This is a genomic window from Arthrobacter sp. JB02-1C (genome assembly GCF_057748045.1).
This window is the reverse complement of the sequence record NZ_CM173235.1, coordinates 1185241-1203646: the sequence shown is the minus strand read 5'-3', so window position 1 is coordinate 1203646 and position 18406 is coordinate 1185241. Positions and strand designations below refer to the sequence as shown.

Genomic DNA, 18406 nt, shown 5'->3' with positions numbered 1-18406 from the left:
TCGCACCGTGACGCCGCACTCATCGATAAGGCAGAATGTCGTATTCTCCGAGTACGAGCCGCTGGTTGTCGCCTTATTTGTTCGCGATGCGATGGATCTGACCGTTGACAGATCAGTTCCAATTCCGCGTCTGAGCCCTGCGCCAATTCAGGACTATGCCGCTCCAAGTGCCGGTGTTTCAGGGATGGAAGGACAATGGCTGCAGTGGTGGAAAGAACTTGTGCGTCTGGCCGATGCATCTTTCCGTGGTTCCAATGCGCCGATTGACTATGTTTCCCCTTTGAATGCTTTGCCGGAGTTGAAGGAATATGCGGAGAAGGTACTTGATGACGCCAGGTCTTGGCATGCCGGACAAGTCGACAGGAGTGCCAGTTGGCGCAATGCGCTATCCCCCGATTTCCGGCCCCCATTGGCCATGAAAATGGTGAAAATGTTGCTACGGCGCGAGGATCGAGAGGCATTCAGGAGTGTAGCCTTCGCGGTGCTTCCTGTTGATGAGAAGTCAGGGTGGAAACTGACCCCCGGGCTGTACGCTGTCTCCGCGGATCTTGTCGGCGACCGCGACGCGTTCGAAAACTGGTTTGCTTCAGAACTTCTTGGCAAGTAAAAGCCCGGCGGTCAGAATTACTGCCGCCGGGCTTTTGGGTCTCCTTAGAGCGCGTTGTCGCCGCTGACGGGGCCCACAGAGCAATTGGCGCCCCACCACAGGGTGACGGTTCCGCCTAGGGTGGGGTTAACCTCTGTTGGTGGACACCTGAAGTAGCGGGATCCTCGGATTCTGCGGGAAGGTGTTCTTGTGAGCACGACAAGACGTAAATTCACTCCGGAGTATCGACGGGAGGCGGCGCGGCTCGTTATTGATACCGACAGAGCGATCGCGCCGGTGGCCAGGGAGCTCGGTCTGGGAGAGCTGGGGTTAACCTCTGTTGGTGGACACCTGAAGTAGCGGGATCCTCGGATTCTGCGGGAAGGTGTTCTTGTGAGCACGACAAGACGTAAATTCACTCCGGAGTATCGACGGGAGGCGGCGCGGCTCGTTATTGATACCGACAGAGCGATCGCGCCGGTGGCCAGGGAACTCGGGCTGGGAGAGCAGTTACTGGGCCGGTGGGTTGCGCAGGAGCGGGCCCGGCTGGCGGCCCCGGAGGAATTCGCCGCGGCCGAGACGGACAAATCGGAGCTGGAGCGTTTGCGCCGGGAAAACGCGCAGTTGAGGATGGACAACGAGTTCCTGGGAAAAGCCGCAGCCTTCTTCGCCTCCAAGCAGCAGAATCGGAATGTTTCGAGTTGATGGAGGCTGAGAAGGCTAACTATCCCGTCCAGCGTATGGCCCGGCTTTTGCGGGTTTCCCGGTCCGGGTTCTACGCCTGGCTTCGACGTTCCCGGTCAGAGCCCTCGGCGCGGAGTGCGGAGCGAGCGAAGCTGGATGTGAGGGTCCGGGACGCTCACACGAGGTCGTACGGGACCTACGGGGCGGGGCGGATCCACGCCGAACTGGCCCGCAACGGGGCCGGTGTTGACCGGAAGACCGTGGCCGCGTCCCTGCGCCGGCAAAGCCTGGAAGGGATCTCTCCGCGGCGGTTCCGGCCGGTAGCGCCGATCGGTGAGGCCCGGGTCCATTCGATCCCGGATCTGGTGGCAAGGAAGTGGGATACAGGGACCCTGGACGCAGTGTGGATCTCGGACATCACGTATCTTCGCACCGGCGAGGGGTGGCTGTATTTGTGTGCGGTCAGGGACGGCTGCTCGCGGCGGGTGATCGGCTGGGCGATGGACTCGACCCAGACGGCCAGCCTGGTCGAACGCGCGCTCCGCATGGCCCACATCCTGCGCGGCGGAGGCCCGGAGGGGGTCGTGTTCCACGCCGATCGCGGCACCCAATTCACTTCCACCCAGCTCAACGACGTCTGCGCCGGCCTGGGCATCCGCCAATCCGTCGGACGCACCGGGGTCTGCTGGGATAACGCCATGCAGGAATCATTCTGGTCCACTCTCAAGACCGAGTTCTACGACCGCCGCCGCTGGGCAACCAGACACGAGGCAATCCGCGCGACCGGCCGCTGGATCGAGGAGTTCTACAACCGTGCCCGGCTCCATTCAGCACTCGGCTACACCGCACCCGTGGAACACGAACGATTCCTCACCACAACAAAACCTCAGCCGGCACAAGCCGCCTGACCAACTGTCCACGATTTGCGGGCAACCCCACCCTGAACCCCGCAGCGACGGGGTCCAGGGCCCAGAGGGAGCAGCCCGCCGTCTTCACCTCAGAAACGAAACAGACTTCGACCAGGGTGCCCCCGATTGAAGCGGCAATACAGAATTGTCCGACCACCTGCAACAAGTGCTGCACAGGTAAGAGGTATGAGTCATCCATCGAGAACCCCCGACAGGGTCGAAGCTTTCCGGAGACATCGGCAATAAGCCCATCTGTCTTGCCTCAGGTCGCGTCGGAACCGGCGTAGCGGCGATCATCTACACCAACGAAGCCTAGGAAAAGTGATCGCGGCCCTCTCGAGCGGTCAATTCGCATTCTTGTTGCCTGGCCCCGAATTCCAGAATGCGCCGGATAACGGAGTGCCCGTTGACATGACTTACAAGAACGGTGCAACCGAAAGTCAGCTGCTTAAGTTCTGAGTGCCGGCTGATGCAGCTAGCAGCCTTATATTTCAGGTGTTGTTGCGATCGTGGTGGGAAAGCGCGTGATCTTCTGGGCCCCTTGGCGGGTTATCAGCAGGCGGGACCCTTGCGTGGCAGGGAGCACGAGGCGTTGCAGCTTTGCCGCTGCAGTGCTTCCCTGAAAACATGAGCGATCACGAAACGCGGCCAACGGATGGCTTGCCTGCCGATAAGCACCTTCGGGACGACGTAGCGCCCGCTGTGGAAGACGCCGAAGCCTCCGGACAGGACGGCTTCAGCCCGGGCCAAACCAACGCCGGGCAACAGGTAGGCGGTCTGGCATCCACCACCGACTACGGCGCGGAACAGGACCCGGATTCGCACGGAGATGCGAACCATCCCGTATAACTCTCCCTGCTCGCGGCGCGGCACCCGGCGCAGGGTGCCAGGGGCTTAGGCGGCCTCCAGGCCGGTGAGCGTGCGCTGAGCTGCGCCCCGCTCCGGCCGCCAGCCGGGACTACCCCAACGAGTGCCGGGTGACAGCGCGCCGATTTCTGGATACCTTCAGGCGATGCCGGCGGGCCTGGAACCGACTACCCGGGGATACCCCGCGGGCGCTCCGGCGGTTCCTCATACGCTCTTCCTTCCGGGCCCGCCTCAGGGCCCGGCGCTCCGCGGCGTTAACCCTCGACAGCATCAGGAGGCAAAATGCGATCCAGAGCAACGCCGACAAAAATACCAACCCGATCGATATCAGGGGGTGCATGCCATCAGTGTAGATGGCATGCACCCCATTTTGGAGGGCCGGTTTGCCCGACCCTCGGACCGCCCGCCGGTCCGCCGCGGGTCAGGCTCGACCGGGAGCCATTTCCTGCAGCCGCCTGTAGAATGAAGCATTCGAAGTCGGCGTGGAAGCCCCGACATGGCGGCCCGGAGGGCATAGTGAACGAGAAACTGCATCTCACCCCGGAGGATGCCTTCCCGGAGGACCTGGGCGGCGTCGCAGATCAGCAACTGCAGGTCCTTGATAGCCAGATCCAGCGCCAGCTCGATTATGAGGTTGTAGCGGAGGGCGAGCCGAACCCGGAGACGGAGTTCCGGCACTATGAGCTCGACGAAGAGTTTCAGACGCGCGACGATCGCTAGCGGCGCCAGCGGTACGGCGTCGTCGTCGACACCCGGGTGAACCCCTGACGTTCCAGGATGGGTCTTGAATACTCGGTGGAATCGCTGTGGATGAGTTCCTTTCCCAGTGATAACGCTGCCCGGGCCCGCGCCGCAGTGACGGCCCGGTAAATCCCCCGGCCGCGCCATTCCTGGCGGGTGGCCCCGCCCCAAATGCCCGCGAAGTCAGAATTGGGCACCGGCTCAAGGCGACCAGCGCTAATGATCGAACCGTTGTGTTCTGCCGCCCAAAGCTGCATCCCGTCATCGAGTGCCATCCGGCGCAGGATTGCTTCCGCGTTGCCCTCGGAGGCGGGACTGCCGAAGACTTCGTCCTGCATGGCGGTCATGGCGCGGATGTCCGCTGCTTCCGTCACACGCCGGAGCGTCACCCCGGGCGGGAGGTCCAGCGGCCCATCCACCGCGCTGGCGGCCCCGATCATCACGGACTCGGTCTCATCCGGCTCAAACCCGTTTGCCAGCAGCGCCTCGTGGAGTCCCGGCGCCTGGTCATGTCCGCGTGTCTCCCACTCGACCCGCTCGATCGCCGGATCCGCACGATAGAAGGCCAGGGTCTCGGCCACCCAGCCCGCGATCGTAGCCGCACCCGCTCCCGCCAGGTCTTGATAGGTCACGAACCCGCGGCCGCCCGCGAACGTCACCAGCCGCAGGGGCCCCAGCCGCTCGACGGCGATCGCACTGGGAGTCTCCGCGTCGGTTCGCAGCTGCTGGTCGTACGCCGCGAGGAGCTTCGAAATAGTCATTGGATTCCACGGTACAGCGCCGTTGCGCCCACGGGGCGCCTGCGCGGCGCCGGATGCCGCGCTACCGGCGGTAAAGTGGCACCGGAAGATTTCCTTCCCGGCCCCGCCATACATTCTTGAAAGGCCCGCTGCAATGAGCATGCTCGGCACCACATGGAAGATCCATGGAAACGGCAAATCCGTCCGTCCCGGCGAGGTGGTCCGGCCCGATGAGCGGCTCGCGTGGCCCCTGACCATCGGCGTGGGCATGCAGCACGTGGTCGCGATGTTCGGCGCCACCTTCCTGGTCCCGATCATCACCGGCATGCCCCCGGCCACCACCCTGTTCTTCTCCGGCATCGGCACCCTGCTGTTCCTGGTGATCACCAAGGGCCGCGTTCCGAGCTACCTTGGCTCCTCGTTTGCCTTCATCGCCCCGATCACGGCCTCGCAGCAGCAGTACGGGATTCCCGGCGCGCTGGGCGGGGTGGTGCTGGCCGGCGTCGGCCTCGCAATTATCGGCGCCGTCGTGCAGAAGTTCGGCGCCGGCTGGATCAACCGGCTCATGCCGCCGATCGTCACCGGTGCGATCGTCGGGCTGATCGGCCTGAACCTGGCCCCGGCCGCTAAGAACAACTTCGACGCCGCCCCTATTACCGCACTCGCCACGCTCGTGGTGATCATCGTGGTCAGCGTCTTCTTCCGCGGCATCCTGGGCCGCCTGAGCATCCTGGTCGGCGTCGTCGTGGGGTACGTGGTCGCTGTAATCCGGGGCGAGGTCAACTTTGCCAAAGTCGACGCCGCAGCCTGGGTGGGTCTGCCGCACTTCCAGACCCCCGAATTCCACCTCGGCGTCGTCGGCCTGTTCGTGCCGGTAGTCCTGGTGCTGGTGGCGGAGAACATCGGCCACGTGAAGTCTGTGTCCGCCATGACGGGGCAGAACCTCGACGGCGTCTCCGGCCGCGCGCTGCTGGCGGACGGCGCCGCCACCGTTCTGGCCGGTTTTGGTGGCGGTTCCGGCACCACGACCTACGCCGAGAACATCGGCGTCATGGCCGCCACCAAGGTCTATTCGACGGCGGCCTACTGGGTGGCGGGCCTGTTCGCCATCGTCCTGAGCTTCTCGCCGAAATTCGGCGAACTGATCGCGACCGTGCCGGCCGGAGTTCTCGGCGGCGCCGCCACCATGCTTTACGGCATGATCGGGGTCCTGGGCGTGAAAATCTGGGTGCAGAACAAGGTCAATTTTTCGAACCCGATCAACCTCACCACTGCAGCCGTGGCCTTGATCATCGGCATCGCCGACTACACCTGGACCATTGGCGACCTCAAGTTCACCGGCATCGCCTTGGGCTCCGCGGCAGCCCTGGCGATTTATCACGGCATGAAGGCCATCGCGAAAGCCCGCGGGACCGTGGCGGAACCGGAGACTGGTGAAGCAACACCCGTCGCAGCGGCCAGGGACGCTGTCAACGCCGCGGCCAGGCGCACCCCCAAGAAGCGCCGCTAACCGCCGCCACTGCCTGCAGGGCCCCGGCGGCCAGAGCCTGCCTTAGCCTCGCTGAGCGGGAACACGGCGAAGGCTCCCCGCCGCCATGCGGCGCCGGGGAGCCTTCGTAAGGTCCGTGGCTCGGGTTTAACCTTCCGGCCTAGCCGGCGTCGAACGAATCCGAGTCGCTGCGGTCCTTGTCCTTGGGTGACTTCTCTTCCGGCAGATCGGTGCCCGAACCGTCGGGGAGGCCGGCCGCGTCCTGGCCCGCCTCGGAGGAGAACGGACGGCCCGGCTCCGGCTCCTCGGTGTTAGCATCGTCCATCTCCGCTTCGGAAGAAGGCACGGCGCCGCCCTTTTCGGCCGCGGCCTCGTTGCCCTGTTCAAATCCGGCATCCGTGCTGTCGATTTCAGCGTTCATTTGTTCCTCCGTTCCTCCGAAGCGTCCAGCTCCGGGTTCTCCTGCACTGTCTTGGTCTTCGGCGCCGAACTGGCTCAGGTCCGGCGTTCCGGCCGGGAACGTCTCGCCGTCGGAGCTGTCCTGGTTGAGCCCGGCCGCGTCAAAAGCTTCCTCGTCCCGCGGCTGGGCTGAGGACTTGCCGTCTCCGCCGGGCATTTCCTGTTCCGCCGTCGGAGTACCGTAGCCGCCCGCTTCTTCCTCAACGGGACGCCCCTGCTGATTTTCCTGGGTCATGTCATTCCTCCTTGCTATCCGGCGCTTGGCCGGTCGGATCTGACCGGTCGAATCTGGTCGAAACTGGCTGGGCAGGTCTGGGCGGACGGGGTCAGAGGCCCTTGCCGCCGGTCACGGGAAGCACCGCGCCCGAGATGTAGGAGCCGTGGCACCTGTGGTAGCCGGCCCGCGGGTCCGTGGGTTGATCCTGTTGCTGCGCGTCACTCACTGATACACCTACCCATACGTGTCGGTTTACCTGTGCTTCCACCGTACCGGAAAATCCTCAGTAAGCTTAGTAATGACCTGAACGGAGCGAGGAGGGGCGATGCCTAACGCGGAGACACCGCACAGCCCGGACCGGGATGCGGGCCGCCACGAGACCTTCGACGAGAAGATGGACCGCAACTGGGGCGAACTCCTTCAGGAACTCCGCGTGCTTCAGACCGGCGTGCAACTCCTGGCCGGCTTCCTGCTGACTCTTCCGTTCCAGGCCCGCTTCGAGAAGCTGGACCCGTTTCAACTGGGCCTCTACCTCGCCAACGTCGTCCTCGCGGCGGTAACTACGGCGTTAATCCTGCTGCCCGTCAGCGCGCACCGCAGGCTCTTCCGACAGGGGCTCAAAGCCACGCTCGTCGCCAGCGCGGACCGGATTGCGAAAATTGCGCTGACGGGTATCGCCCTGCTGACCGTGGGAACTTCCGCCCTGGTCTTCGATGTTGTGGCCGGCCGGGCGGCCGGGCTTACCGCTGGCGGCGCCTTGCTCGCCATCCTTCTCATCCTGCTCGTGGTCATTCCGGGCCGGCTGCGGCGCCAGACGGGACGGGGCTGAATTTTGACTGGAACAGCACAGCACGGCATTCACGGAACGTCAGGAGCAAAAGATGCGGAAATGGGCTAAAGATCGAGGACTGCTCCTGGCCAACATCGGCCTGTTTGTCGTCTTCTTCGGCGGCATGGTGGTCAGCGGAGCAGCCGACTACAGCGAGGACCAGGTCGCCCACGACCAGGCCGCCGTCAGCATCCTCGAATACCTGGGCACCGGGGCGTTCCTAGAGGCGACCTTCGAGAACTGGGAGTCCGAGTTTTTGCAGATGGGCATGTACGTCATCCTGACGGTATTCCTCTTCCAGCGCGGTTCCTCCGAATCCAAACCGATTGATGAGAAGTTTCCCCAGGATGAGGACCCCGGCACTGCCACGATCAAGGCCGGCATGCCGTGGCCGGTCCGCCGGGGCGGCTGGGTGCTGAAGCTCTACTCGCACTCGCTCTCGATCCTTTTCCTGCTGCTGTTCCTGCTGTCGGTGACACTGCACGCGGTGGGCGGCAGCCGGGATTACAGTGAAGAGCAGTTGGCCCACGGCCAGCCGCCGGTCAGCGTGCTGGGCTATTTTGCAACCAGCCGGTTCTGGTTTGAGTCGTTCCAGAACTGGCAGAGCGAGTTCCTCGCCGTCGCGGTGCTCGTGGGAGCCTCGGTGTACCTGCGCGAAAAGGGCTCGCCGGAGTCCAAGCCGGTAGCCGAGTCGCATTACGACACCGGCGCCTAGCGCCGCTGTCAGGCCCCTTCCAGGACCTGGCTGGTGGCCCAGGCAAGGTATTTCGCCGCGTGGGCGACGGCGTCGGCTGGGCTGGGTGCCACGTCCAGGAGCTGGGCGGCCGCCACCACCCCGTCACGGGCCAGGTCCTCGGGGCTGATCAGGATTCGGCCGGCGACCATGATCACCGGGATGCCGAGGTCCTTGGCTGCCCGCGCCAATGCAACCGGAGCCTTCCCGGTCAAGGACTGCGCGTCCAGCGACCCCTCCCCGGTGATGACCAGATCCGCGTCCGCCAGCTGTGCGGCCAGCCCGGTCAGCCCGGCCACCAGCTCAAATCCGCCTTCCAGGGACGCGCTGCTGAAAGCCAGGAACGCCGCCGGGAAGCCGCCGGCGGCGCCGGCACCGGGCACGTCGACGTCGCGCCCGGTGGCCTGGCGCAGCACCGACGCCCAGTTGCGCAGCCCGGCGTCGAGCACCTCAACGGCCTCCGCGTCGGCCCCCTTCTGCGGGCCAAACACGTGGGCCGCGCCGTCCGGGCCGTACAGCGGGTTCTGCACGTCAACCGCGATCCGGAACTTCACCGCTGCCAGCCTCGGGTCCAGTCCGGCGACGTCGACGGCGACGACGTCCCCGAGCGAGCCGCCGCCCAGGGGCACTACGTTCCCGGCGGAATCCAGCGGCTTCAGGCCGAGTGCACGCAGGGCGCCACTGCCGCCGTCGCTCATGGCGGAACCGCCCACGCCCAGCACAATTTCGGTGGCACCGGCCTCCAGGGCGGCCGCGATCAGCTGCCCGCAGCCGTAGCTGTGGGCACGCAACGCGTTCTGCGGTGTGGGTTCCATGTGCGCCAACCCGGAAGCCTGCGCCGTCTCGATCACGGCGGTTGCACCTCCGAAGGCATCGCGCCGGATGGCCCAGGCCGCGCCGATTGGGGCCAGGATCGGTCCGACAACGGCGTTGAGGCGCTCCTCATAGCCGGCAGCGACGGCGGCTTCCAGCGTCCCCTCGCCGCCGTCAGCCACGGGAAACTGCACGGCCTGGGCGTCGGGATAGACGCGGAGGGCGCCCTCGGCGATGGCGGCGGCGGCCTCCGCGGCGGTGAGGGAACCTTTGAATTTGTCCGGGGCGATCAGGATACGCATGGCTCCATCCTGCCAGCCGGGTCCGACGTTTCCGCACCGCGACAGCGCCGGTGAACGGTAGTAACGTGGGCCTTTCCGGGCCGCCGGGACTCTCCCGTGGACGGCCGGAGCAGAGTCGGCCCGCTCCGGAGCGGGCACAGGAGGTAACGGTGGGCAGTAACGGACGGGCCGGCGGGGGCCGGCACGGCATCACGGGGCTTGTCCTGGTGCGGCATGGCGAAAGCGAAGGCAACGTGGCCGCCACGCTGGCCCGGGAGACGGGGGCGCAGGCCATCGACGTGCCGGCGCGGGACGCCGACGTCGGGCTCTCCGGCACCGGGCGGGAGCAGGCGGCGGCGCTGGGCAAGCTGCTGGCCGCCGTTCCGGAACGGGGCCGCGGCGTTGTCTGGTCATCCCCCTACGCCCGGGCCCGGCAGACTGCTGAGCTGGCGCTCCGGACGGCCGGCTGGACGGATCGGATCCGGCTGGATGAACGGCTCCGCGACCGCGAACTCGGCATCCTGGACATGCTGACCGCCGCCGGGGTGGAAGCGCGGCTGCCGCAGGAAGCCGAGCGCCGGCGCTGGCTGGGGAAGTTTTACTACCGGCCGCCCGGCGGCGAATCATGGGCCGACGTGGTCCTTCGGCTGCGTTCCCTGCTGGCAGATCTGGACCAGGAGCACCCGGGCGAGGATGTGCTGCTGGTCTGCCATGACGCCCTCATCCTGCTGTTCCGGTACATCCTGCAGGGCCTGACGGAATCCGAACTGCTGGACATCGCCGCCACCACCAGCGTGCTGAACGCCTCGGTCAGCCGCTTTACACGGTCAGGCGGTGCCGGCGGCTGGGAGCTGGAGAGCTTCAACCAGGCCGATCACCTGGCGGGGCAGGGTGTGCCCGTCACCGAACACGCAGGCGACGCGGATGTCCGGCCGCGCTGAACCGCCGGCCCCGGCGCAGCTGACCCCCACGCTGCTGCGCGGCTGGCCGTTGCCCGGTGGCGGCGCTGGCAAGGATGACCGCGGCTCCGTGCTGGTGGTCGGTGGTGCGCGAAAGACCCCTGGCGCCGCCCTGCTGGCCGGCGTGGCCGCGCTGCGCTCGGGGGCCGGGCGGCTGACGTTGGCGGTCGCGGAGTCGACGGCGGTGCAGCTGGCCGTCGGATTGCCCGAATCCGGGGTCCTGGGCCTGCCGGAAACGCCACACGGATCGGTTAAGGGCTCAGCGGCGTCGCTGTTGGCCGACGAGCTGGGCTCCGCGGACGCGATTCTGATCGGGCCGGGGCTGGACGATAAGGACGAGACACTGGCCCTCCTGCGGGCCCTGCTGCCTGCCGGCCGCAGCAGCCGCAAGGCCCCGCCCGCCATCATTCTCGACGCGTATGCGCTGGGCTGCCTGCCGGAGCTGGCCGAGGAGTTGGAGCCCTGGGCCGGCCGGCTCATCCTGACACCGAACACCACCGAAGGCGGCATCCTGCTGGGCCGCGAACTCGAGGATCTCCGCCGCGACGTGCCCGAGCTGGCGGAGACCTACCGGGCCGTGGTGAGCTGCCAGGGACTGATCGCGGAGCCCGGCGGGAAAGTCTGGGAGATCACCACCGGCCACAGTGGCCTGGGTACCTCCGGCAGCGGCGACGTGCTGGCCGGTGCAATCGCTGGCCTCCGGGCGCGCGGGACCACCGACGCGCAGGCCGCCTGCTGGGGCTCGCACCTGCACGCAGCCGCCGGCGACCGGCTGGCCAGCCGGCTGGGCGGCCTTGGCTACCTGGCCCGCGAACTGTGCGACGAACTTCCGCCCCTCATGGTGGAGCTCAGCAGCTAGCCGGCCTCTGGACTAATGCCCTGCGCTGGACTATTGCCCTGCTCTGGACTATTGCCCTGCTCTGGACGGATGCCGGTGTCCCGACCGGCGGCCGGGCACCCAGCCTAGGACTCCCACTGACCGCGCTCCTGCAGGACCGTCTTCAGGAGGTCAGCGCGGTCGGTGACGATTCCGTCGACGCCGAGATCCAGCAGCCGGCGCATCTCGTCGGAAGCGTTGATGGTCCAAACGTGGACGTGCAGGCCGTGGCGGTGCGCGCGGCGGACAAAACCGGCGGTCACCACCTGCACCGGTCCGTAACGGACCGGCACCTGCAGCGCCTGCACACCGCGCAGCGCCCGGGCGGTGGCGAGGCGCAGCAGGGGTGCCGGGAGCAGCGGCCCGAGGAGCACGAACAGGGCGTTGGACACCATCCCTGCGGAGCTGGCGGCGGGTCGGCTCAGCCGGCGCAGGACCGCCCGGCGCCGCCGGTCCGAGAAGCTGGCGACCAGGACCCGGTCGTGCAGGCCATACTCCTCGATCGCCGCCGCCAGGGTGTCCACCGAGTTCCAGTCCTTGATGTCCAGGTTGAGCCGGACATCCGGGAACTCCGCCACGAGCTCCGCCAGCCGCGGAATCGGTTCGGTGCCGGCGATCCTGGCCCGCGCAACCTCCGCGGCTGGCAGTTGGGCTATCCGGCCGCTGCCGTCAGTGACCCGGTCCAGGCTGTCGTCGTGGAAGAGCAGCAGGGCGCCGTCGGCCGTGGTGTGCACGTCTGTTTCCAGGTACCGGTAACCCAGGGCGACGGCGTCGCGGAAGGCGGCCATGGAATTCTCGGCGCCGTCGGGCGCGAAGCCGCGGTGGGCCATCGCCACGGGGCGGCCGGGGGTTCCGGCTGCAAGGAAGGGGTGCGGGGCGGTCACTCCTGAAGCGTACCGGAGCCGGACCGCCTTACTCAGGAGTGCGGCGGCAGGATCTCGACGCCGTCGCTGCAGTGCAGCAGCGTGCGGCCGGCGCCGTCGAGATCGACCCAGACGGTGGTGTGGTCCGGGGTGAGGGCGTCCACGAATCCGCTGGTTTCGTAACCTGGCGCCAGGCGAACCCGCACCCGGTCGCCCTGGCGCAGGCCTTGCCAATGCGCATCCGGCGCTACCCGCCGGAGCGGCTGCTCGTCAGTGTGTCTGTTACCGCTCCTGGCCATGGTTGCCCCGCCTCAGTCAATGGATCCGCTCGGAGTTTCCAGCGTAGGAGGCCAAGGTGAACGCCAGTTGTCCGCCAGCTGGTAATCCCGTGACGAGGGCTGCCCCGAAAGGCCAGCGGGCCGGGGCGGTCAGGCGAGCCGGGCGCCCAGCTCGGCGAGTTTTGCTTCGAGGACCTGGGCGACGCCGTCGTCGTCGAAGCGCGGCGCCTGCCGGCCGGCGGCACGGATCGCCTCGAGGTGGCCGCTGGCCATGGCGTACCCCTGCCCGGCCCAGCGCAGCATTTCGATGTCGTTGGGCATGTCCCCGAAGGCCACCACGTCCCGAGCCTGGACCCCGAGGGAGGCTGCGTACTCGGCCAGGGTCACGGCTTTGTTCACGTCCGGCAGGGAGAGTTCGAGCATGGCCAGGTTGGGGGCGGAATGCGTCGCGGCCGCCAGGTGGGCGACGGCGGGCGACACTTCGGCCAGGAAGTCGTCGGCCGTCCCTTCCCGCACCAGCGCCAGGAACTTGACGACGGCGTCGGACGGGGTGAGCGTCTCCCGCAACGGTGCCGGCGTGATCTCGGCGAGCACGGCGCTGGATCCGGTGCCCAGGAACCCGGGCTCCAGGTGGAATCCGGTGAGCGTTTCCGCGGCGAACAGCGCCGAGGGGTGCAGCTGCTGAATGATCCGGCGGGCTTCGAAGACGGCTTCAAGCCCCAGGGCGCGGGCGGAGATGAGGCGGTCGGCTTCCAGGTCCCAGACGACAGCGCCGTTGGAGCAGATAACGGTTCCGGTGTGGCCCAACTGGTCCTGCAGCGGGTGCAGCCAGCGCGGCGGGCGTCCGGTGACAAAGACGAGATCCACTCCGGCATCGCGGCAGGCATGGAATGCCCGCACGGTCCGGTCGCTGATTTTGCCGTCGTGGCCCAGGATCGTTCCGTCAATATCACTTGCTACCAGCCGCATGCTGCCAGTCTACGTGGGCTGCGCCGGCGCCATTTCGATGGTTCCCTGCGGGTTCGACGCGCGGGGACGTCGTGGGCGCAGGGAACCGTCGAAACGGCGGGAATTCAGGGTCGGGCCCGGTTCAGCTCGGCCCGGGTGGGCGGGTTCGCCCCTGCCCGCGAGACCGTCACCGCGGCTGCCGCGGCGGCGTGCGAGATGAGTTCGCGCAGGGTTTCGGCGGACAGCTCCCGCAGGTCCTGCCGGTTTTGCGCTCCATCCAGGCCCCGGTCCACGACGCCGGACAGCAGCGCGGCCATGAAGGAGTCGCCGGCGCCGACGGTGTCCGCCACCGTCACGCGCGGTGCCGGGACGTGCACCTCCCCCGCGGCATTGACGGCCCAGGGACCGGCCGCGCCGCGGGTCACCACCACCATCGCCGGGCCCTCGGAACCACCAAGGGTGAGCCAGCGGCGGGCGGACTCCAGCGGGTCCACACCCGGGTACAGCCACGCCAGGTCCTCGTCCGAGGCCTTGACCACATCCGCGAGGACCACGAATCTCTCGGCCTGCCCGCGGGCGTAGCCGGCGTCGGCGACGATGCTGGGCCGGCAGTTGGGATCGAAGCTGATCGTGGCCGCAGGATGGGCATGTTCGACGGCGGCCAGCACCTCCGCCGCGCCCGGCTGGAGTGCGGTGGCGATCGACCCGGTGTGGAGCAGGGTGCTGCCCTGCAGCATGAACGGAAGCCGGTCGGTGAGGCCGGGCAGCTCCCAGGCGAGGTCAAAGGTGTAGCTGGCGGCGCCGTCGTCGTCGATCAGGGCGTTGGCAACCGATGTTGCCAGCGCGTCCGGGGCCACCGGAAGCAGCACCGAACTGGCCAACAGGTACGCCGCGACCGAGTCGCCGTAGGCGTCCCGGCCGTAGCGGCTGATGAACTGCACCGGGTGATCCAGCCGGGCCAGCCCCACCGCCACATTCAGGGGGCTGCCGCCAACGTGGACCTGGATTCCCGAGGGCCGCTGGACCACATCCACCAGCGCCTCACCTATGACTGTGAGCATGCCCATACTCTGCCAGAGAACGCGGCCCGGCGCCCTGCGTTTACCCCGTCCCGGCGCCCTGGTTCGAATCGCGCTGCTCCGCTTCCTCCGCCCGCCGGTACTGCCGGTTCCGGGTCCGCAACACCACGGTGGCGAGCACGGCAGCGAGCAAGGAAGCGGCCAGAATACCCACCTTGGCGTGGGCCTCGTGCAGGCTGCCCTGGCCGAAGCTGAGCTCCGCGACGAGCAGCGAGACGGTGAAGCCGATTCCCGCCAGAATGGAAACACCGAAGATGTCCACCCATTTAAAGGAGCTGTCCAGCCGCGCCCGGGTCAGCTTGGTCAGCAGCCAGGTGGTGCCGAGGATGCCGGCCGGCTTTCCCAGCACCAGGGCCAGGATGATGCCCATGGCCACCGGGTCCACCAGCGCCTGTCCCAGCCCGGACCAGCCGCCCACCGCAACGCCGGCCGAGAAAAAGGCGAACACCGGGACGGCAAAGCCGGCGGAGATGGGCCGGAAGCGGTGTTCGAAGATTTCCGCGAGCCCCGGCCCGGCTTCCGGGCCGCCGCTCGCGCGGGACCGCAGCACCGGGACGGCAAAGCCCAGCAGGACGCCGGCAACGGTCGCGTGGATGCCGGACGCGTGCACCAGGGCCCAGGTGGCCGCGCCCAGGGGAAGCAGGATGAGCCAGGCCGCAGGTGCCTTCAGCCCGAAGAAGCGGCGGTGCCGGTGCGCCAGGTAGGCGTAAATGCCCAGCGGCACCAGGGCCAGCAGGAGCGGTGCCGGCTGCAGTTCGCCGGAGTAGAAGACGGCGATGATGGTGATGGCGATCAGGTCATCCACCACGGCCAGGGTGAGCAGGAAGATCCGCAACGCGCTGGGCAGGTGGGAGCCGATGATCGACAGGACGGCGACGGTGAACGCAATGTCCGTGGCGGTCGGGATGGCCCAGCCCTGACCGGTCTCCGGGCTGCCGAGGTTCACGACGGCGTAAATCACCGCCGGGAGCAGGACACCGCCCGCCGCCGCTGCGACCGGGACCACCGACGTGCTGGGTTTCCGCAGGTCTCCGGCGACGAACTCCCGTTTCAGCTCCAGGCCAACCAGGAAGAAAAAGATCGCAAGCAGTCCGTCCGCAGCCCAGGCCCCCAGGCTCAGGTCCAAATGCCAGGGCGCGTAGCCGATGCTGTAGTCGCGAAGGGCGAAATAGCTCTCCGCAGCCGCGGAGTTGGCCCAGATCAGCGCGGCGGCGGCGGCCACCACGAGCAGGATGCCGCCGACCGTTTCCTTGCGCAGGATTTCGCCGATCCGCAGCGCCTCGGCATAGCTCCCGCGGGCCAGGATGGTCGGACGGGACGTACCGCGGGGCGTACGGCGGGACTTACGGTGGGCGGGTTTGGCTGGCGGGGTGCTGCTCATGCTGAAGTCCTCAAAAGGGGTCGACGAAATCATGCCGACCAGACTTCCCGGCGCACCGGTTGCCAGTCTACGCGCTGCCGGGCCGGCGCTCCCGGGTCATCCCAACAGTTGCTGGACCAGTTCGCGGCACTTCCGGTAGGCCGGCGCCTTCGGGTCGATCAGGGCGAAGTGGTCGCCGGGGAGCTTCAGGAACTGGACCGGCGCCCCGCCCGCCTTAGCCGCCGCGGCGTAGGCCTCGGACTGGCTCAGCGGCACGGTGTCGTCCTCCGTGGTGTGCACTGCGTACACCGGCACCCGCAACGGGGCGGCACTCATCGGATCCGCAAATTTATGCCGCTTCGGGTATTTATTGGACGAGCCGCCCAGGAAGTTGCTGACGGCTCCGTTGCTCAGGTCCAGCCGTTCGGCCTCGGCGAGGTTCAGCACCCCCGATTGGCTGACCACACCGGTAAGGTGCACGGCGGCGCTGCCGTTCTTGCGTTCCAGCTGGCGGTCCGCCTCGGGAGCGCCGAGCTGGCCGAGCCGGCTCCGGCCTGCTGCCCAGACTGCCAGGTGTCCGCCGGCGGAGTGGCCCAGCGCGACTACCCGGTCCAAGCCAAGATCGTGTTCACCGGCGACGTCGCGAAGCTTGTCGATCCCGGCCAGGACGTCGGCGAAGGTGTAGGGCCAGCCGCCGCCGTTGCCGGCGCGGCGGTATTCCAGGTTCCAGGCGGCCACACCGTGCGCGGCCAGGTCCCTGGCCAGGGGTTCGCCGAGTTCGGCGCCGTACTGTGAGCGCCAGTAGCCGCCGTGAATCACCACGGCCACACCCGTGGGCCTGGGCGCGTCCGGGAGGAAGAGTTCCCCCCACTGGCTGGGATCCTCGCCGTAGTGGTACTTCTGCCGCTTCACTGTGTCCTCCTCGGGGCCCCGGTGAACGGACGGTGACCGCCCCCGGTGCCACCGCCGCTGCAGCGCCCTACGCCCGACGCCCGACGCCGCAGATCAGCCATGTGCAGAGCCTACCTTGGGTGCCGCGCGGCGCCGCGGAAGCTGGCTGTCCGGCCGGCGCCGTATGCTAGGCGCATGGCTAGCAACTGGGAGCGCCTGGACCCCGCACTGCGCGAATCCGTGCAGGACAACGTGGATCTCTACGAGCGGGTACGCCCTGCCCTGAAGCTGGTCACGCGCGAGGTACTGCTGACGCTGCGGGGCATGCTCAAGGGCACCGAGGTCACCCCGCTGTTCGTGACCGGCCGAACCAAGACGGTGGAGTCTTTCCGGGAGAAGATCTCGCGCACGGAGGAGCCGCTGGAACCGGGCGGACCGCGGGTGCTGAAGTTCCCGGACCCGTTCCGCACGCTCAATGACATGGTCGGAATCCGCGTCATTACCAAGCTTCCGGCCGAGAACGCAGTGGTAGCCAACCTGATTAAGCGCCAACGCCAGCTCTTCGACTGCCGCGGCGACCGTGAGAAGGACATCGGTTCGATCGAGTCCGGGACGTACGGCTACTCAAGCCGGCACCTGATCCTGCGGACCATCCAGAACGAGGCGGTGAAGGAATACCAGCAGGTCTTCAACCCGGAGGCGCAGCCCAACGGCAGTTACTTCTTCGAATGCCAGATCCGGACGGTGTTCGCCCACGCGTGGAGCGAAATCGAGCATGACATCCGGTTCAAGGCCGAGGACCCGCGGGCCTGGACTCCGCACTTCGACCGTCAGTTCACCGCCACGGCGGCCATGCTGGAAACCGTGGAAGGTGCGTTCGCCGACCTGCACCAACGCTACGAGGAGGTGCGCAGCTACTGGGACATGGACGGCGAAGGCGCCGCGCAGCTTACGCCCAACCGGATCCGGGACGTCTGGCGCACCTTGCTGCCGCACGTGGACCGGAAGGTCGATGACGACTGGGGCTGGGCCGCCGAACTGATGGCCGCGCATGGCCTGAACCAGACCGTGCAGCTCGCCGGGCTGCTCAGTGCCAACCGGATCACCGAGGTGCGCAAGGCCCTGGACCACCGCTACTCCCCCGGCCCGGACCGGCTGCTGGACGACCTGCTGCTGTGGCAATACGGCACCGCCCACATCGATCTCACCGCAGAACCGGCCGATGCGGTACCGCACCCGCGGCGTGACAGCCTGCAGCGCCGGCTCAAGCAGATCGAGCGCTACCGCCTCACCCCGGGATAGGGAACCGGGTCACGTAACTCCGCTGCCACGGAGTTTCCACCGCCCCCCGCCGGTAATGCCTCCGGACGAAATCAACGGCTTCCGCCGCCGGGACGCCGTCCAGGACCGCGATGCAGGCAAGGGCGGTCCCCGTGCGCCCCCGGCCGCCCCAACACGCCACTTCAACCCGTTCCTCTTCCGCACGCTGCAGGGCCTCACGGAACGCGTCGAGCGCCTCAACATCGCTGGCGGGCACCCGCAGATCCCGCCAGCGGACCCAGCGGGACTCCCAGGCCACGGGCCGCGGCCGGCTGCCCAGCAGATACAGCGCAAACTCCGGCTCCGGTCCGGAAGGAAACGGCGCCCAGAGACCGCGCCCGCGGATGAGCCGCCCGGAAGGCAGGCGAAGCACCCCCGGTTGCCCCGGTTCCCACGTTTGCGCCATAGCCCCGAGCGTAGTCTTTCCCGCCGTCCTGCTGAAGGACACCGCGCAATTCCGGCCCGGTTTAGGGCCGTAGGGGTC

The 18406-nt window shown here is 67.6% G+C and carries 21 protein-coding genes; 11 read left to right on the top strand and 10 right to left on the bottom strand.

Annotation, left to right across the window (positions count from 1 at the left end; all coding sequences use genetic code 11):
• The first annotated feature begins 7 nt into the window (after nucleotides 1-7).
• From AC3ANP_RS05635 to AC3ANP_RS05615, 5 genes are all read left to right on the top strand, one after another.
• Complete coding sequence (locus tag AC3ANP_RS05635; protein ID WP_488332359.1) at nucleotides 8-607, top strand: hypothetical protein; 600 nt, start codon at nucleotides 8-10, stop codon at nucleotides 605-607.
• Between the two features lie 189 nt (nucleotides 608-796).
• A complete protein-coding gene (locus AC3ANP_RS05630; protein ID WP_488332358.1) occupies nucleotides 797-946 on the top strand; it encodes a transposase in 150 nt (49 codons plus the stop codon).
• Between the two features lie 33 nt (nucleotides 947-979).
• Nucleotides 980-2178 (top strand): IS3 family transposase gene (locus AC3ANP_RS05625; protein ID WP_488332357.1). Its coding sequence is split into 2 segments (ribosomal slippage): nucleotides 980-1247 and nucleotides 1247-2178, totalling 1200 coding nucleotides; the frame shifts between segments, so codons are not numbered across the junction.
• Nucleotides 2179-2805: 627 nt separating this feature from the next.
• On the top strand, nucleotides 2806-3027 hold the full coding sequence (locus AC3ANP_RS05620; RefSeq protein ID WP_488332356.1) for a hypothetical protein: 222 nt from the start codon (nucleotides 2806-2808) through the stop codon (nucleotides 3025-3027).
• A gap of 534 nt (nucleotides 3028-3561) precedes the next feature.
• Entirely contained in the window at nucleotides 3562-3765 is a 204-nt protein-coding gene (locus AC3ANP_RS05615; RefSeq protein ID WP_488332355.1) for a hypothetical protein, read from the top strand.
• On the opposite strand, the gene AC3ANP_RS05610 is transcribed toward AC3ANP_RS05615, so the two are convergent.
• Entirely contained in the window at nucleotides 3762-4547 is a 786-nt protein-coding gene (locus AC3ANP_RS05610) for a GNAT family N-acetyltransferase (protein WP_488332354.1), read from the bottom strand. The two genes, AC3ANP_RS05615 and AC3ANP_RS05610, sit on opposite strands and share 4 nt — an antisense overlap.
• A gap of 133 nt (nucleotides 4548-4680) precedes the next feature.
• Between AC3ANP_RS05610 and AC3ANP_RS05605 the strand changes: the two genes are divergently transcribed.
• A complete protein-coding gene (locus AC3ANP_RS05605) occupies nucleotides 4681-6036 on the top strand; it encodes a uracil-xanthine permease family protein (RefSeq protein ID WP_488332353.1) in 1356 nt (451 codons plus the stop codon).
• A gap of 139 nt (nucleotides 6037-6175) precedes the next feature.
• Here AC3ANP_RS05605 and AC3ANP_RS05600 read toward each other — a convergent pair whose 3' ends face one another.
• Nucleotides 6176-6709, bottom strand: a complete 534-nt coding sequence (locus tag AC3ANP_RS05600; RefSeq protein ID WP_488332352.1) for a hypothetical protein — start codon at nucleotides 6707-6709, stop codon at nucleotides 6176-6178.
• A gap of 307 nt (nucleotides 6710-7016) precedes the next feature.
• Between AC3ANP_RS05600 and AC3ANP_RS05595 the strand changes: the two genes are divergently transcribed.
• Together AC3ANP_RS05595 and AC3ANP_RS05590 are read left to right on the top strand one after the other, a co-directional pair.
• Nucleotides 7017-7520, top strand: a complete 504-nt coding sequence (locus tag AC3ANP_RS05595) for a DUF6328 family protein (protein WP_488332351.1) — start codon at nucleotides 7017-7019, stop codon at nucleotides 7518-7520.
• A gap of 52 nt (nucleotides 7521-7572) precedes the next feature.
• Nucleotides 7573-8235 (top strand): DUF6766 family protein, encoded by a 663-nt coding sequence (locus tag AC3ANP_RS05590; protein WP_488332350.1) that lies wholly within the window; start codon nucleotides 7573-7575, stop codon nucleotides 8233-8235.
• Between the two features lie 8 nt (nucleotides 8236-8243).
• Here the strand turns inward: AC3ANP_RS05590 and AC3ANP_RS05585 are convergent, their stop codons facing one another.
• Complete coding sequence (locus AC3ANP_RS05585) at nucleotides 8244-9368, bottom strand: glycerate kinase (RefSeq protein ID WP_488332349.1); 1125 nt, start codon at nucleotides 9366-9368, stop codon at nucleotides 8244-8246.
• A gap of 149 nt (nucleotides 9369-9517) precedes the next feature.
• On the opposite strand from AC3ANP_RS05585, the gene AC3ANP_RS05580 reads away from it, so the two are divergent.
• Nucleotides 9518-10288 carry a histidine phosphatase family protein gene (locus AC3ANP_RS05580; RefSeq protein WP_488332348.1) on the top strand — a complete coding sequence of 257 codons (771 nt, stop codon included), beginning with the start codon at nucleotides 9518-9520 and terminating at the stop codon, nucleotides 10286-10288.
• Entirely contained in the window at nucleotides 10272-11165 is an 894-nt protein-coding gene (locus AC3ANP_RS05575; RefSeq protein ID WP_488332347.1) for an NAD(P)H-hydrate dehydratase, read from the top strand. The genes AC3ANP_RS05580 and AC3ANP_RS05575 overlap by 17 nt, the downstream gene beginning before the upstream one ends.
• Before the next feature lie 104 nt (nucleotides 11166-11269).
• Here the strand turns inward: AC3ANP_RS05575 and AC3ANP_RS05570 are convergent, their stop codons facing one another.
• From AC3ANP_RS05570 to AC3ANP_RS05545, 6 genes are all read right to left on the bottom strand, one after another.
• Nucleotides 11270-12067 carry a glycerophosphodiester phosphodiesterase family protein gene (locus tag AC3ANP_RS05570; protein WP_488332346.1) on the bottom strand — a complete coding sequence of 266 codons (798 nt, stop codon included), beginning with the start codon at nucleotides 12065-12067 and terminating at the stop codon, nucleotides 11270-11272.
• A 32-nt stretch (nucleotides 12068-12099) separates the two neighbouring features.
• Entirely contained in the window at nucleotides 12100-12252 is a 153-nt protein-coding gene (locus AC3ANP_RS05565) for a hypothetical protein (protein ID WP_488332345.1), read from the bottom strand.
• A 222-nt stretch (nucleotides 12253-12474) separates the two neighbouring features.
• Nucleotides 12475-13293, bottom strand: coding sequence for an HAD family hydrolase (locus AC3ANP_RS05560; RefSeq protein WP_488332344.1), 819 nt, complete (start codon nucleotides 13291-13293; stop codon nucleotides 12475-12477).
• Nucleotides 13294-13397: 104 nt separating this feature from the next.
• On the bottom strand, nucleotides 13398-14333 hold the full coding sequence (locus tag AC3ANP_RS05555) for a carbohydrate kinase family protein (RefSeq protein WP_488332343.1): 936 nt from the start codon (nucleotides 14331-14333) through the stop codon (nucleotides 13398-13400).
• A 40-nt stretch (nucleotides 14334-14373) separates the two neighbouring features.
• On the bottom strand, nucleotides 14374-15732 hold the full coding sequence (gene nhaA, locus AC3ANP_RS05550) for a Na+/H+ antiporter NhaA (RefSeq protein WP_488332342.1): 1359 nt from the start codon (nucleotides 15730-15732) through the stop codon (nucleotides 14374-14376).
• A 96-nt stretch (nucleotides 15733-15828) separates the two neighbouring features.
• Nucleotides 15829-16623: an alpha/beta hydrolase fold domain-containing protein gene (locus AC3ANP_RS05545; RefSeq protein ID WP_488332341.1), complete on the bottom strand. Its 795-nt coding sequence runs from the start codon at nucleotides 16621-16623 to the stop codon at nucleotides 15829-15831.
• 174 nt (nucleotides 16624-16797) lie between these two features.
• On the opposite strand from AC3ANP_RS05545, the gene AC3ANP_RS05540 reads away from it, so the two are divergent.
• Nucleotides 16798-17904 (top strand): GTP pyrophosphokinase, encoded by a 1107-nt coding sequence (locus tag AC3ANP_RS05540; protein WP_488332340.1) that lies wholly within the window; start codon nucleotides 16798-16800, stop codon nucleotides 17902-17904.
• Here the strand turns inward: AC3ANP_RS05540 and AC3ANP_RS05535 are convergent.
• Nucleotides 17891-18328: a protein-tyrosine phosphatase family protein gene (locus AC3ANP_RS05535; RefSeq protein ID WP_488332339.1), complete on the bottom strand. Its 438-nt coding sequence runs from the start codon at nucleotides 18326-18328 to the stop codon at nucleotides 17891-17893. The genes AC3ANP_RS05540 and AC3ANP_RS05535 overlap by 14 nt on opposite strands.
• Nucleotides 18329-18406 lie beyond the last annotated feature (78 nt).